The sequence below is a fragment of the Paenibacillus vortex V453 genome, assembly GCF_000193415.1.
GTDB classification, from domain to species: Bacteria; Bacillota; Bacilli; order Paenibacillales; family Paenibacillaceae; genus Paenibacillus_AQ; species Paenibacillus_AQ glucanolyticus.
On sequence record NZ_ADHJ01000017.1, the window covers coordinates 196,323 to 211,458 of the forward strand.

Consider the following 15,136-nt stretch of genomic DNA (forward strand, 5'->3'; position numbering starts at 1 on the left):
GAGACGGACAACATGTCGGCTGTATGCAGAAAAGCAAAGCTTGAGGATGTCGAGCCGCTGTATCAGATGATTCAGGGATATGCCGAGAAGGGGATCATGCTGCCCCGGTCCAAAAAAGTGCTGGAGAAACAGATCGGAGAATTCGTGGTTGCGGAATCCGATGGACATGTTATCGGCTGTGGTTCATTGTGTCAGCTCGGAACCGATTTGGTTGAGATCCGATCACTCGGCATCTCTGAAGGTTATAAAGGAAAGGGCATCGGCTCGATGCTGGTGGATTCCCTTTTGGAAGAGGCGAAGCGTCGTGAGCTTCCGAAAGTGATGGCCTTGACGTACGAGGTATCCTTTTTCATCAAAAACGGCTTTGACGTCGTTGAGAAGGAGATTTTCCCGGAGAAGGTGTGGACCGACTGCATCCATTGCAAGAAGCAGCACGCCTGTGACGAAATAGCTGTTCTTAAAGTACTGAACTGACTTGACAATCCTCAGGTCGGTTTGGTATTTTTGTTATATCGGTTAGCACTCGATGACGATGAGTGCTAACGAAAGCGAAATTTAGCAGTCAGCAAGGAGGGGAGCGACATGTTAACAGATCGTCAGCGCATGATTTTGAATGCCATTGTGGATGACTATATCCGTTCTGCTGAGCCGGTAGGTTCGAGAAGCATTTCCAAACGCGGGGATGTGGGTTATAGTCCGGCTACCATTCGAAATGAGATGGCTGATCTGGAGGAGCTCGGGTTTTTGGAGCAGCCTCATACGTCAGCTGGACGAATTCCGTCTCATAAGGGATATCGTTATTATGTTGATCATCTCGCGTCGTCGTTTTCCTTGAACGCTGCGGAGCTGCATTTGATGAAATCATTTTTTGCAGAAAAGCTGAACGTGATGGAGCAGATGATTCAGCATACAGCCGGCATTTTGTCTCAGATGACTAATTACACTTCCATCCTGCTGGGACCGGAAGTTTTTCATACGTCTTTGCGTCATTTCCAGCTTCTTCCTCTTCATGAGGACCAGGCCGTAGCGATCATCGTAACCAGCACTGGGCAAGTTGAGAACAAGATTGTCTCCATTCCCAAGGGCGTGTCCGTTTCGGAATTGGAGCAAGTGGTGAACCTTCTGAACAAGAAACTTGTCAACGTGCCTCTATATAAACTCAAGACCCGTTTGTATACGGAGATTGGCGAGGAAATGCAGCGGCATATTTCGCATTACGAGGATCTCATGAGCATGCTCGATATTGCGCTTAATAACGAACCGGACCACCGCGGTGTGTATCTTAGCGGTACCACCCATATGCTGAATCAGCCCGAGTTCAAGGATGTGGATAAGGTAAGGGAAATCTTTGAGCTTCTGGAGCAGACGCCCGCCCTGATGAAGCTGATGGCACCGGCTCCTGGGGAGCACGGCATTCAGGTGAAGATAGGTACGGAGAATACGCATGAAGCGATCTCCAACTGCAGTTTAATAACGGCTACCTATTCCATCGATGGCAAAGCGCTTGGTTCCATCGGAATACTCGGCCCTACACGAATGGAATATGCACGGGTGATCGGCATCTTGAATGTATTATCCCATGACCTGACGAAGCTGCTGTCACACTGGTACAAATAAAGGAGTGAGACAGATGAGCCAAGGACAACATAGCCAAGTGGATGGAGATGAGCGATACTCTACGCTGCTGAACAATAGTAATGCCGTCCGGGCTGTCACGTCCGCTGTGGAAGGTACTCTTGGGCCCAAGGGGCTGGACGTGATGCTGGTGGGTCCTCGCGGTGAAGTCGTCATTACTAATGACGGTGTCACGATTCTGGATAAAATGGATGTCACCCATCCGGCAGCCCGCCTTCTCATACAGGTGGCGCGTGCCCAGCAGGAGAAGATCGGGGATGGCACCACAACCGCTACCGTGCTTGCAGGTGCCCTGGTACAGGAAGGCGTATCCCGCATTACGCGGGGTGTCCCGGCTTCCAAGGTGGTGGAGGGTCTGCGCCAGGGAATCGAGACGTCTTTGCGGTTGTTATCTGACCGGGTTCGGGTCATTGACGGACTGGACGATCCGCTGCTTGAGCGGACGGTGTACGTTGCTGGCCGTGAACGCAAGGACATTGTGGAATTAATCATGCAGGCTGCGCACAAGGCCGGAATTAATCGGCTCCAGGACCCTTCCTACTCGCTTGCAGACAGTATAATTGCTCTGGAGAATGCCGAGAATGAAGTGTTTGAAGGGGTTCTGCTGCGGCAGAGGCCGATCTTCGCTCGCGAATCACAATCATATGATGATGCCAAGGTGCTTGTGCTGTTCGATTCCCTGGAGCCGGATGAGATAGACGAAGAGGCGCTGACAACGGAAGCCGGGTTTGCGCAGTATATGGATCTTAGGAAAGTGTTCGCTTCGGATTTAGAGAAGATGTCGGAATTGTCCGTAAAACTCATTCTGCTTGAAAAAGGAATCCACCCCGATGCAGAGCAGTTCTGCCTCGACCACGGCATGATGGTTGTGCCGCGCGTATCGCGTGCGGATCTTCGGCGGGTAAGCGACATGACGGGGGCTACTCCCATACGCCGGAAGGCGTTACATAAAGACTCGAAGGAGCTTGCGGCTCTTCTGGGCCATACCCCGCGTGTCTCTTATGATGAAGGGATTGAGAAGATCCGGCTTGCATGCGGCAATCAAGACCGTATTGTGACGGTCATTGTCGGTGCAAGCACCTCTGAAGTGGTGGGCGAGGCCGCCCGAATCGCGGGAGACGCAGCATCGGCTCTGCAGGCGGCCGTATCCGGCGGGGTGCTTCCAGGCGGCGGGACAAGCGAACTTGCCGTGTCCTACGAGTTGGAACGGATCCGGGAGGCCCAGAAAGGCATGGAAGCCTTCGGGATGGAGGCCGTTTCGGCGGCGCTGCGCAAGCCGATGTCGCAGATCCTTCTGAATGCCGGTTACAATCCGCTTGAGAAGATGGAGGAAGTGCGCGCAGCACAAATTCGTGCCATCTCCGATAGTATGGGTATTGATTGTGACAGCGGCCGTGTTGTGGATTATGAGGAGCTTGGGGTGCTTGATCCGGCTCCGGTCAAACTTCACGGACTGCGGGCAGCCGGCGAAGTAGCGGCTGCCGTGCTTCGGATTCATCATGTAATCAAGATGAAGGAAATAGGCGAATAACGTAATCCCATAAATGAATCACAGACAACCTGGTTTAGAATATGAAGGAGGTGAAGGCGTCTTGAATAATGAGCATAAGGATGCCGTTCAAGATACAGTATCAGAGGAAATAGTAGAAGAAACGTTGGAGAACACGCCAGGCCCGGGTGAGGGTGAAGTAACCCCTGAGCAGGAGATTCCTGTAACGGAATCTTCGGATGAGGCTGGTTCTGCCGAGCTTGAGAAACTTCAGGCTGAAGTGCTGGAGCATCAGCAGCGTGCGCTGCGAGTGCAAGCGGATTTCGATAACTTCCGCAGACGTACACAGAAGGAGAAAGAGGAGCTTGGTAAATATGCTTCCTCCAAACTCATTACGGAGCTTCTGCCCGTGATTGACAACTTTGAACGTGCCCTTCAGGCATCCGGTGACAATCCGGAGTTTGAATCCTTCTCTAAAGGGGTAAACATGATTTTCCGTCAACTGGAATCCGTTCTGGCAAGCGAAGGCTTGACGGCGATGAACAGTATCGGCGAGCCGTTTAATCCGGAGTATCATCAAGCGATAATGCAAGTGGAAAGCGATGAATTCGAGGAAGGCATCGTGGTCGAGGAAGTGCAGAAGGGCTACATGCTGAAAGACAAAGTATTGAGACCTGCCATGGTTAAAGTGAGCATGTAAGCGACTCTCGAATGGTCGTTTATCATATAAAAAAATGATCAATATCATACGAAGATTCGTGTGAATGAATAAGGAGGAAAATTTTTCATGAGCAAAGTAATTGGTATCGACTTAGGAACAACCAACTCCTGCGTAGCCGTAATGGAGGGTGGGGAAGCAGTAGTTATCCCGAATCCGGAGGGTGCTCGTACAACCCCGTCCGTCGTCGGATTTAAGAAAGATGGTGAGCGTGTTGTTGGGGATACAGCCAAACGTCAAGCGATCACCAACCCGGATCGTACCATTATCTCCATCAAGCGTCACATGGGTACGAATCACAAAGAAACCATCGATGGCAAAGACTACACACCGCAAGAGATTTCCGCAATCATTCTGCAGAAGCTGAAATCCGATGCGGAAGCGTATCTGGGCCAAACCGTAACCCAAGCCGTTATCACGGTTCCTGCATATTTTAATGACAGTCAGCGTCAAGCGACCAAGGATGCCGGTAAAATCGCGGGTCTTGAGGTTCTGCGTATCGTTAACGAGCCGACGGCAGCTGCTTTGGCATACGGTATGGAAAAATCCGAAGACCAAACGATTCTGGTATATGACCTTGGTGGCGGTACATTCGACGTTTCTATTCTGGAACTCGGCGATGGCTTCTTCGAAGTAAAAGCAACCAGCGGTGACAACAAACTCGGCGGAGACGATTTTGACCAAGTGATCATCGACTACCTGGTAGCAGAATTCAAAAAAGAGCAGGGCATTGACCTGAGCAAAGACAAGGCTGCCGTTCAACGTTTGAAAGACGCAGCTGAGAAAGCGAAAAAGGAATTGTCCGGCGTACTTACAACAACGATTTCCCTGCCGTTCATCACCGTTGCTGATGGCGTGCCTCAGCATTTGGAGATCAACCTGACTCGTGCTAAATTCGAAGAATTGTCCGCTTCACTTGTAGAGCGTACGCTTGGACCAACTCGTCAAGCGCTTAGCGATGCAGGTTTGACGGCTAATGATATTCATAAAATCGTACTTGTCGGCGGTTCTACCCGTATTCCAGCCGTACAAGAAGCCATTAAGAAATTGACAGGCAAAGAGCCTCACAAAGGCGTAAATCCTGACGAAGTGGTCGCGCTTGGTGCCGCTGTTCAAGCGGGCGTATTGACTGGCGACGTTAAAGACGTGGTTCTGCTCGACGTAACTCCACTGTCCCTCGGTATCGAAACCGCAGGCGGCGTATTCACCAAAATGATCGATCGCAATACGACAATCCCAACAAGCAAATCCCAAGTATTCTCCACGTATGCCGATAACCAGCCGAGTGTCGAAATTCACGTGCTTCAAGGTGAGCGCGAAATGGCTGCCGGCAACAAAACATTGGGACGATTCATGCTTGGAGATATTCCTCCAGCACCGCGCGGTGTACCGCAAATCGAAGTTACCTTCGATATTGATGCGAACGGTATCGTCAATGTTTCGGCTACGGATAAAGGCACTGGCAAGAGCCAGAAGATCACCATCACGTCTTCCAGCGGCTTGAGTGACGCTGAAGTTGAACAAATGATGAAAGACGCTGAGCTTCACGCCGAGGAAGACCGTAAACGTAAAGAGCTGGTAGAAGCTCGCAACAATGCGGACCAACTCGTATACACCACAGAGAAAACCATCAAAGACCTTGGAGACAAAGTTGATGCGGCCGAAGTGGAAAAAGCGAACGAAGCGAAAGAGAAAGTGAAAAAGGCGCTCGAAGCCGATAACCTGGAAGAGATTAACGCTTCGGTTGAGGAGCTGACTCAAATCGTGCAGCAGCTGTCCGTGAAACTGTATGAGCAAGCAGCACAAGAACAGCAAGGTGCTGAAGGTGCTGACACTGGCGCTCCGAAGAAAGACAATGTCGTTGATGCAGATTACGAGGTTGTTGACGAAGATAAAAACAAAGGTTAATCTGAATAGATTGTATGGGAAGGTCAAAGCTGCGCATCTTCGCACTTTGGCTTTCCTTATGTAAAGAGTAATAAAGAGATTGGGGTGAAACCGTGGCTGATAAGCGTGATTATTACGAGGTGCTCGGTGTTGGCAAGGATGCATCGGATGATGATATCAAGAAGGCGTACCGCAAAATGGCTCGCCAATACCATCCGGATGTAAACAAAGCGGCTGACGCGGAAGCCAAATTCAAAGAAGTGAAAGAGGCTTACGATGTATTGAGCGATGGTCAGAAGCGTTCGACTTACGACCAGTACGGTCATGTCGATCCGAACCAAGGAATGGGCGGAGGCGGCTTCTCCGGTGATTTCGGCGGTTTTGGAGATATATTTGATATGTTCTTTGGCGGCAATGGACGCCGTGATCCGAATGCGCCTCAGCGGGGGAACGATCTGCAGTACACCATGACGGTAGAGTTTAAGGAAGCCATATTTGGCAAGGAGACGGATATTAATATCCCGAGAACCGAGACCTGCGATACCTGTCATGGTTCCGGTGCCAAACCAGGCACGCAGCCTCATACCTGCTCGGTATGTAATGGCAGCGGACAGCAGGAGGTTGTGCAAAATACGCCATTCGGACGTATGGTGAACCGCCGTGCTTGCTCCAACTGTAACGGAACCGGAAAGATTATCAAAGACCGCTGCTCGACTTGTCATGGCAATGGTAAAGTGAAAAAACAGCGCAAAATTCATGTTCGCGTACCTGCCGGTGTGGATGACGGAGCTCAGCTGCGCATGACAGGCGAAGGCGAAGGCGGATTACGCGGCGGACCTGCCGGTGACCTGTATATCGTTATTCGTGTGAAACCGCATGATTTCTTTGAACGCGAAGGGGACGACATTTATTGCGAAGTGCCGCTTACCTTTGCCCAAGCTGCGCTTGGCGATGAGATCGAAATCCCGACGCTGACCGAAAAAGTGAAGCTGAAGATCCCTGCTGGAACACAGACCGGCACCTTCTTCCGACTGAAAGGCAAAGGGGTACCGCGGCTGCGCGGCATGGGACAGGGCGACCAGCATGTCAAAGTCGTGGTTATCACGCCAAGTAAGCTGAGTGATGAACAGAAAGAACTGCTTCGTCAATTTGCTTCGCTTGATGGCGAACAGACTCACGAACAGGAACAGTCTTTTTTTGACCGTGTGAAAAAAGCATTCCGTGGTGACTAATACCGATATAGGGATATTCCCTTTCATAGCACGAAATATAACAGCAGGCTGAAGGATAACATACCTTTGGCCTGCTGTTTTTTCTACAGCTCCCAAGAATAAAAGGATCAATGATGAAGCATCCTAGGGGGGTTCCATCCAGATGCGCGATTTTAAAGAGGAAATGCAGGTGAAGTGAAGTGGCAGAGAAAAATATTTTGGCGTATTTCAAAAGCCCTGATCAGGCACAGCACGCAGCTCGCAAGCTCCAGTCGCTGCGCGTTGCGGATATGTCTATCGACCGGTTTGGGGCTTATCCCGGCGGGGAGCTTAACCAACCGATGAATCCGTTGACAGGTAATATTGCCAGCTTGTCAACGTTGACCCTAAATGCGGACATTTCGGGGCCGGGAGCCGGAATCCTCGGAGCGGCGGATCCTTCTGCCAGCGGGATGAGCAGCGGAGGGCAGGACGGAACCGAGGGCCGGGATATTCTGTTGACGGTTGTGTTGGATGAAGGCGTATTCACTCAAGCCATGCGAATCATCGAAGAATCCGGCGGCATGGTTTAAGTGTTGCAGGTCAGCGCTAATCGTTTATAAGGAAAGGAGAATAGCACTCATGATGAGACGTGTGAAAAAAGGAAAAATTTCAAGCAAAACGGAGAAGATGATTGCTCTTCAATCCGCCAAGGCTGAGGATGTTGAATTCTCGGCAATGGAAGCCGATCACGATGATGTCGAGGCGCTTCGCAGAAGCGAGGCTGCGGATGAACGCCAATTGAAGAAAATTCTCGACGAAACCAGTAAAGATGTAGATTGATCGTTACGAATTTAATGTATTGCCCGGTCCCTCTTACCTTCTTCTTGCGGAGGCGGTAAGAAGGACTTTTTTGATTATTTGATCAACAGAATAGTCGCCACGCATTTCCGTACAAACTTTGTATCAGGGGTCCTCCATATAGTACAATGGTATTTATGTATGAACGAGGAGGAACTGTAGCACATGTTATGGCGTGAATTAACGATACATACCACGGAGGAAGCCGTGGAGATGATTACGAATTTCCTGCATGAAGCAGGAGCCGGAGGCGTCTCAATTGAAGAGTCCGGTACTACGAACAAGAAGCGGGATACATCCCTTGGGCAATGGTTTGATGAGATTGTTCCGTTTAACGATATTCCTGAAGGGTTTGCCGTCATCAAAGGTTACTTTGATGAGACGGTTACGCTGGAATCGGTCCTTGATGAAATTGCCCCTCGTGTGGAGGAGCTGAAGGAATTTGGCATTGATACAGGTGAAGTAAGTTATGAGATGAAGACGGTGGATGAGAATGAATGGGCGACTGCCTGGAAGCAGTATTTTAAACCGATCCGCGTGTCCGAGAGGTTAACCATCAAACCGACGTGGGAGGAATACACGCCTGAATCGGACAATGAATCCATTATTGAACTGGACCCCGGGATGGCTTTCGGAACGGGAACACATCCAACCACTTCCTTGTGCCTGCGTACGCTGGAGATGGTAATCCAGGGCGGTGAGGAAGTCATTGACGTCGGGACGGGATCAGGCATTCTCTCCATCGGTGCGGCGCATCTGGGGGCTTCGCGAATTCTGGCTCTTGACCTGGACCCGGTTGCCGTATCCAGCGCGAAGGAGAATACCCGTCTTAATGGTCTGGAAGATGTCATCACGGTGAAGGAAAGTGATTTGCTCTCGGTACTGACGGATTCGTCCGTTCAATCGGACCTGGGCGTGAGACTGCCGGTACAAGTTGTGGTGGCCAACATTTTGGCGGAGGTTATCCTATTGTTTGTGGACGATGTTTACCAGGCCCTTCAGCCAGGCGGCGCCTATATCGCTTCCGGAATCTACAAGAACAAAGAAGAAATCGTGGAGAAGGCGCTGATTGCCTCGGGGTTCGAAATCGCGGACATTTGCCGCGAGGATGATTGGGTTGCATTCGTAGCGAGGAAGAACTGATTATGGATTTTTTGGATAAGCTGCTATTTTATCCGCTGGAACAGCTTCCGTTTTACCTGATTGCTTTAATCATTGCATTTACCGTGCATGAGTTTTCACATGCCTATTTTGCTAATAAATTCGGAGATCCTACAGCCAAGCTGCTGGGCAGAGTGACACTGAATCCTGCGGTGCACTTTGATTTTCTGGGCATCGTCCTCCTGCTGATTGCCGGGTTCGGCTGGGCAAGACCGGTTCCCATTAATCGGCAGAACTTTAGCAACCCACGCCGGATGAGCATTATCGTGGCGGCGGTGGGTCCGCTGAGCAACCTTTTGTTAGGCATACTTGGGGCGCTCATTTATGCTGTTCTGTATCAAACCGGCATTATTCCTCCCGAAGGAATAACCAAGACGGATCAAGCGGTACATTTGTTCTTTAATATATTCATATTGCTCAATTTCTTTTTATGTCTGTTTAATCTGGTTCCATTGCCGCCGCTGGACGGCTACCGCATCCTGGAGAACGCGCTTCCTCCGCGGATGAGTGCGAAGATACAAAAGTTTGAGCAATGGTCGATCCTTATATTCTTGTTGATCATTCTGTTGCCTTTTTTCCAGAACTATACGATCAAGCCCCTGTATGATACGGCATATGCGCTGTCCTCCAAAATTTTGGATATGTTCATTTTGATGACCGGCGGTTATCGACACTGATTTTTTCTGGTCAGTTCGCATGAAAAGTTGTATGATGGGGTTTGGCGATTTTTGAGTTAGGTGAGGATATAAAGATGCAGCGATATTTTGTGACTCCCGCACAATTCGAGGGAGACCGTGTAGAGATTACGGGCGATGATGCCCGTCATATCACCAAGGTCATGCGAGGAAGGCTTGGTGATAAACTGATTGTAAGCGATGGGGTATCCCGCGAAGCCATGGTTGAAATTGAAAGTTTAGAAGCGGCTAGCGTTTTTGCCGTTGTGATTGAATCCATGGAGATGAGAAATGAGCCGCGCCTGCAGGTGACGATTGCCCAGAGCTTGCCGAAAGGCGACAAAATGGAGACCGTCATCCAAAAATGCACCGAGATTGGCGCGGTGTCCTTTGCTCCCTTCTTATCGGAACGAACGATTGTTCAGTACGATGCCAAGAAGGAAGGCAAGCGGCTGGAGCGTTGGCGCAAAATCGCGAAGGAGGCTGCTGAACAGGCTCATCGTAACCGGGTACCGTCTGTTGAACAGCCTTTATCGTGGAGGAATCTGCTTGCAGCGTTTTCCAGCTATGATGCTGTTTGCTTTTGTTATGAGAAAGAGCATGGTTCCCAGTTAAGGGACGTGCTCAAGCCATTTGTAGAGCAGGCGCTGCCGGAGTCCGGCTCCCAAGCCTGCTTGCTGCTGGTCGTTGGGCCTGAGGGCGGATTTACGGAAGAGGAATGCCGGGCTGCCGAGGATGCGGGAGCCGTGTCCGTCGGACTGGGAAGGCGGATTCTCCGCTGCGAGACTGCCGGCATGACCGCGCTTGCCTGCGCACTATACGAATCTGGAGAAATGGGGGGCGTTTGAACATGCCATCCGTAGCGTTTTATACGTTGGGTTGCAAAGTCAATTTTTACGATACCGAGGCCATCTGGCAATACTTCAAAAATGAAGGCTACGACCAGGTGGACTTCGAACAAACCGCTGATGTTTATTTGATTAACACTTGCCACGTTACCAATACAGGGGATAAAAAGAGCCGTCAAATGATCAGACGCGCGGTTCGCCGCAATCCTGAAGCCATCGTGGCTGTAACGGGCTGTTATGCCCAAACCTCGCCTGCCGAGATTTTGGATATTCCAGGCGTGGATCTTGTAATCGGAAACCAGGATCGCGATAAAATCATGGATTTCATTCAGGATATTGAAAAAACGCGCCAACCGATTAATGCGGTGCGTAATATTATGAAGACCAGAGTGTTCGAGGAGATGGACGTTCCGGATTTTGCCGAGCGTACACGTGCATTCCTGAAAATTCAGGACGGATGCAACAACTTCTGTACGTTCTGCATTATTCCTTGGTCCCGCGGACTGTCGCGGAGCCGGGATCCGAAGAGCATTATCCAGCAAGCGCATCAGTTGGTAGGAGCAGGATATAAAGAAATCGTGTTGACCGGTATTCACACGGGCGGATACGGCGACGATCTTGAGGAATACCGATTGTCCGACCTGTTGTGGGATCTTGACCGGGTTGACGGTCTGGAACGCATTCGCATCAGCTCCATTGAAGCGAGCCAGATCGACGAGAAGATGCTGGACGTTCTGAACCGTTCCACTAAAATGTGCCGTCACCTCCATATTCCGCTGCAAGCTGGAGATGATACGGTGCTGAAACGGATGCGCCGTAAATATACGACGGAAGAGTTCTATAACAAGATGGGCTTGATCCGCCAAGCGATGCCGGATGTCGGCATTACCACCGACGTCATCGTTGGATTTCCAGGAGAAACGGATGAGATGTTCCGCAACGGCTATGATCTGATGAAGGCCATTCAATTCTCCGAGATGCACGTGTTCCCTTATTCCAAGCGTACCGGTACGCCGGCAGCACGCATGGAGGATCAGGTGGACGAGGAAGTGAAGAACGCCCGTGTCCATGATCTGATCGACTTGTCGGAGCAGCTGCAGCTTGCTTATGCGGAGCAGTTTGTAGGCAAGATTCTGGACGTGATACCGGAGCGGGAATACAAGGGTGCTCCCAAAGGCGGAAAGATGCAGGGTTACAGCGACAACTACCTCCAGCTCATATTCAATGGCTCGTCTGATCTCGAAGGCAAATTGTGCCGCGTAAAAGTGACCAAAGCCGGTGTAAATGAATGCGAGGGCGAACTCCTCAGCGTCATGGATCATGGACTTAAGGCAGCTGCCCAGTAATTCCAATAGCGGCCATACCAGACAAGGATTTCATTTCCTAGCCATTTGGAAGTGGAATCCTTGTTGTACATGAAGGAGGAACAGGACATGACATATACACAAATTTCCGCAGGCGGCGTTGTATACCGTCATTATGAAGGGGCGCTTCAGATCCAGCTCATATTGGACCGTTACGGAAAAACCTCGCTTCCCAAAGGCAAGATGGAAGCAGGTGAAACCGTCGAGCAGACGGCACTCCGAGAAATATGCGAGGAGACAGGTATAGTCGGATCCATCACCTCTCCAGTGGACATCATTGCATATAAATACCATCATCCCGAATTAGGCCAGGTGGACAAGGAAGTTCACTACTACCTGGTAAAGGCAGAAAAGGGTGTTTTGAAACCCCAGGTCGAGGAAATTAACGGGGTGGATTGGTTTGAGCCTCTTACCGCATGGAGGAAGCAGCGCAGTAACGGTTACAACAATAATGATGTTATCCTGCGTAAAGCGCTTACGCTGCTTGATATCAGCATTCCTGTAGACGAAGATATTCAGATTTAGGTCTGAGCCCGTTTGTTCCAGAATGGCAGATAGCACAGCGGAAGCGCGATAAGAGAGCAAACGACATTAAACAAGGTTTGTGCATGGGCGATCTGACCAGCCGGGTCTGCGGCAAACCAGCCCGATACCATCGTTAAACCTGCAATCAAGGGCGTAAAGAGAAGAACCCCGCCGATATTGAGACCTATGTGGGACCAAGCCACAAATCGTCCGGCCCGGGTGCTGCCAAGCGCAGCTATTAAAGCTGTCACGCAGGTCCCCACATTAGAGCCCAGCACGATGGCGACGCCAATCTCGGGAGGCAGTGCTCCGCTTGCTGCAAGGCCCATTGCCATGGCGATGACTGCAGTGCTGCTGTGCATGAGCGCGGTCAGCAGCGTTCCGGCGGCAATGCCCCAGAGGACGCTTCGCGAAGCATGGTCGAGAAACCATTGGAACACGCCAAGGCTTTGAAGGGTGGGGCCGATGGATTGCATGAATTGAATGGCGAGCAGCACAAGCGAGAATCCGGCAACCGCCAAGCAGAGAAACTGACTGCGGATCAGCTTCTCTTTTAATTTGTCATAGCTGGAAGGTACGTGTTCGCTGACGAGTACAGCTCCAATCCATAACATCAGGGAGAGGACAAGGAGGGGCATGGCTGCCTGTCCGATTTGAAGACTGATGAGCTCCGTGGTAACCGTTGTGCCGATGTTGGTGCCTAGAATGATGCCCAGGGTTCCGGCAAAACTCAACAGGCCGGCATTCGCGAATCCTATCGCTAGTACGGTTACAGCGGTGCTGCTCTGGAGCAGTGCTGTTACCGCAGTGCTGGCGATCATGCCCTTGATGGGTGTGGATGTCGCTTGGTGGAGCCACTTATGCAACAGGGGACCGGCCCAGCGCTGGAGGGCAACCTCCATGACCTTCATACCGAACAGGAACAGAACAAGACCATAACAGATGGGAAACCAGAGTGAGGATAGCATGATGTTCTCCTTTTCTGAGGAATAAAGTGTGAGATAATAACGTCGGCCGCGGCGGAAGGACTTGACCGGATCTCTTCGGTAAGACCTCCATCGGTGCTTTTCTTAAGATTATGGAATTTATAACAGTTCACCGAAGCTGAGCGAATTCGATAATCGCAAGAAAAACATCCTTTACACGCTGTCTGTCTTACGCAAAAGTGTCTTATGGAAAAGTCTGTCTTACGCAAAAAACACGTCGGTAGACGCTTTTCTTATTACGTATATGACCCCTGGCGGACATGCATGCCTATAGATATGGCGCAGGGGATAACTTAAGGAGTGAACATACAGTGCCATCGGTTATTTTGGAGCGCAGTCGAAAAAAGAGATTGGAGCAGGGGCATCCCTGGGTTTATAAAAGCGAGATTGCCTCAGTTGAGGGAGAGCCGAAACCGGGGGATCTGGTTTCTGTGTTAAACCACCAAGGGCGGTTTCTTGCCTCGGGTTATTACAATCCGCAGTCTCAAATCACGGTACGCACCGTTTCCTACGAGCCGATTGAGTTGATGAATCGGACTTTTTTTGCCGCCCGTTTTCAGGAGTGCCTGAAGCACCGGGAACGGTTTATCGGGGAAGAGAACGCCTACCGGCTGGTATACGGAGAAGCCGATTTTTTACCCGGTTTGATTGTAGACCGTTTCGCTGACGTGCTGGTTGTGCAGCTGCTGACGCTGGGTATGGATCGCTGCCGTGAAGAGATTGTGAGTGCGCTGGTTGAGGTTATGCAGCCAAAAGGGATCTATGAGCGGAGCGACGTATCCGTTCGTGAGCTGGAGGGACTTGAGCTGCGCAAAGGGGTCCTCTACGGAGAGTGTCCGCGCCACGTAACCGTGACGGAGAACGGCCTCAAGATTAAGGTTGATATCGAAGAGGGACAGAAGACGGGATATTTCTTTGACCAGCGTGAGAATCGGGCTTCCATTAAACCGTTAATGACCGGCTGGGGAAGCCGCAGCGGAATTGCGCTTCAAGCAGTGGAATCGGGTGGTGAGCTGAAGAAGGTGCCTGTGAACAAGAGTGGAAAAGAAGTTACTTTTCCATATTGGGACGGAGCCACGGTGCTTGAATGCTTTTCCCATACGGGCAGCTTCACCCTGCATGCTTGCCAATATGGCGCCAAGAAAGTTACCTGCCTCGATATTTCGGAGCATGCAATAGACAGTGCCAGAGAGAATGTCGAACTGAACGGATTTCAGGATCGGGTGGAGTTCGTCGTGGATGATGCCTTCCAATATTTGCGGAACCAGGTAAAAGGACTGGATGAACGTGAACAGCGGGCCAAAGGGGATCAGAAGGTAGACACCTCCAAACCCCTGACAGCAGGAGGCGGCCGTTCCTGGGATGTGGTAATTCTGGATCCACCGGCATTTGCCAAAACCAAGTCAGCCGTCAAAGGGGCTTGCCGCGGATACAAGGACATCAATTTGCATGGCATGAAACTGGTGAACGAGGGCGGTTATTTGGTTACGGCTAGCTGCTCGTACCATATGCGGCCGGATTTGTTCCTGGAGACGATCCAGGATGCGGCCCAAGATGCAGGCAAAATTCTGAGATTGGTGGAATGGCGTGCCGCTGGTAAAGATCACCCCCAAATCCTTGGGGTGGACGAGGGGCATTATTTGAAATTCGCTGTGTTTGAAGTGCGCAGCAAATCAAGACTATAGAGTGCTGCCGAATCGTATGGATAAGAAGGATCTTCCAAGTGGTGGGTAAACCATGAGGGGAGGTCCTTTTTCTTATGCACACAATATTTTGGAATGGCAATGAAATCCAAACG

General features: G+C 50.7%; 15 protein-coding genes. 14 read left to right on the forward strand and 1 reads right to left on the reverse strand.

Going from position 1 to position 15,136, the window contains the following annotated elements; translation table 11 throughout:
- Positions 1–12 precede the first annotated feature (12 nt).
- From PVOR_RS09800 to PVOR_RS09860, 13 genes are all read left to right on the forward strand, one after another.
- The gene (locus tag PVOR_RS09800; protein WP_006209000.1) at positions 13–474 is read left to right on the forward strand and encodes an N-acetyltransferase; all 462 of its coding nucleotides are present in this window, start codon (positions 13–15) and stop codon (positions 472–474) included.
- A gap of 108 nt (positions 475–582) precedes the next feature.
- Positions 583–1,617: a heat-inducible transcriptional repressor HrcA gene (gene hrcA / locus PVOR_RS09805; RefSeq protein WP_006209001.1), complete on the forward strand. Its 1,035-nt coding sequence runs from the start codon at positions 583–585 to the stop codon at positions 1,615–1,617.
- Positions 1,618–1,630: 13 nt separating this feature from the next.
- Positions 1,631–3,166 carry a TCP-1/cpn60 chaperonin family protein gene (locus tag PVOR_RS09810; RefSeq protein ID WP_006209002.1) on the forward strand — a complete coding sequence of 512 codons (1,536 nt, stop codon included), beginning with the start codon at positions 1,631–1,633 and terminating at the stop codon, positions 3,164–3,166.
- 61 nt (positions 3,167–3,227) lie between these two features.
- Positions 3,228–3,824, forward strand: coding sequence for a nucleotide exchange factor GrpE (grpE, locus tag PVOR_RS09815; protein ID WP_006209003.1), 597 nt, complete (start codon positions 3,228–3,230; stop codon positions 3,822–3,824).
- An 87-nt stretch (positions 3,825–3,911) separates the two neighbouring features.
- Entirely contained in the window at positions 3,912–5,750 is a 1,839-nt protein-coding gene (gene dnaK / locus PVOR_RS09820) for a molecular chaperone DnaK (protein WP_006209004.1), read from the forward strand.
- A gap of 92 nt (positions 5,751–5,842) precedes the next feature.
- On the forward strand, positions 5,843–6,961 hold the full coding sequence (gene dnaJ / locus PVOR_RS09825) for a molecular chaperone DnaJ (protein ID WP_006209005.1): 1,119 nt from the start codon (positions 5,843–5,845) through the stop codon (positions 6,959–6,961).
- A 179-nt stretch (positions 6,962–7,140) separates the two neighbouring features.
- Positions 7,141–7,512, forward strand: coding sequence for a hypothetical protein (locus PVOR_RS09830; protein ID WP_006209006.1), 372 nt, complete (start codon positions 7,141–7,143; stop codon positions 7,510–7,512).
- A gap of 49 nt (positions 7,513–7,561) precedes the next feature.
- Positions 7,562–7,762, forward strand: coding sequence for a YfhD family protein (locus tag PVOR_RS09835; protein ID WP_006209007.1), 201 nt, complete (start codon positions 7,562–7,564; stop codon positions 7,760–7,762).
- Between the two features lie 183 nt (positions 7,763–7,945).
- Entirely contained in the window at positions 7,946–8,923 is a 978-nt protein-coding gene (gene prmA, locus PVOR_RS09840) for a 50S ribosomal protein L11 methyltransferase (protein ID WP_006209008.1), read from the forward strand.
- A 2-nt stretch (positions 8,924–8,925) separates the two neighbouring features.
- Positions 8,926–9,618: a site-2 protease family protein gene (locus PVOR_RS09845; protein ID WP_006209009.1), complete on the forward strand. Its 693-nt coding sequence runs from the start codon at positions 8,926–8,928 to the stop codon at positions 9,616–9,618.
- Between the two features lie 74 nt (positions 9,619–9,692).
- Positions 9,693–10,463, forward strand: a complete 771-nt coding sequence (locus tag PVOR_RS09850) for a 16S rRNA (uracil(1498)-N(3))-methyltransferase (RefSeq protein WP_006209010.1) — start codon at positions 9,693–9,695, stop codon at positions 10,461–10,463.
- Positions 10,464–10,465: 2 nt separating this feature from the next.
- Positions 10,466–11,809: a tRNA (N(6)-L-threonylcarbamoyladenosine(37)-C(2))-methylthiotransferase MtaB gene (gene mtaB, locus PVOR_RS09855; protein WP_006209011.1), complete on the forward strand. Its 1,344-nt coding sequence runs from the start codon at positions 10,466–10,468 to the stop codon at positions 11,807–11,809.
- Positions 11,810–11,896: 87 nt separating this feature from the next.
- A complete protein-coding gene (locus PVOR_RS09860; protein WP_006209012.1) occupies positions 11,897–12,352 on the forward strand; it encodes an NUDIX hydrolase in 456 nt (151 codons plus the stop codon).
- Here PVOR_RS09860 and PVOR_RS09865 read toward each other — a convergent pair.
- Complete coding sequence (locus PVOR_RS09865) at positions 12,349–13,320, reverse strand: Na/Pi cotransporter family protein (RefSeq protein ID WP_006209013.1); 972 nt, start codon at positions 13,318–13,320, stop codon at positions 12,349–12,351. The genes PVOR_RS09860 and PVOR_RS09865 overlap by 4 nt on opposite strands.
- A 329-nt stretch (positions 13,321–13,649) precedes the next feature.
- Here PVOR_RS09865 and PVOR_RS09870 point away from each other — a divergent pair, with 329 nt between their 5' ends.
- Positions 13,650–15,023: a class I SAM-dependent rRNA methyltransferase gene (locus PVOR_RS09870; RefSeq protein ID WP_006209014.1), complete on the forward strand. Its 1,374-nt coding sequence runs from the start codon at positions 13,650–13,652 to the stop codon at positions 15,021–15,023.
- Positions 15,024–15,136 lie beyond the last annotated feature (113 nt).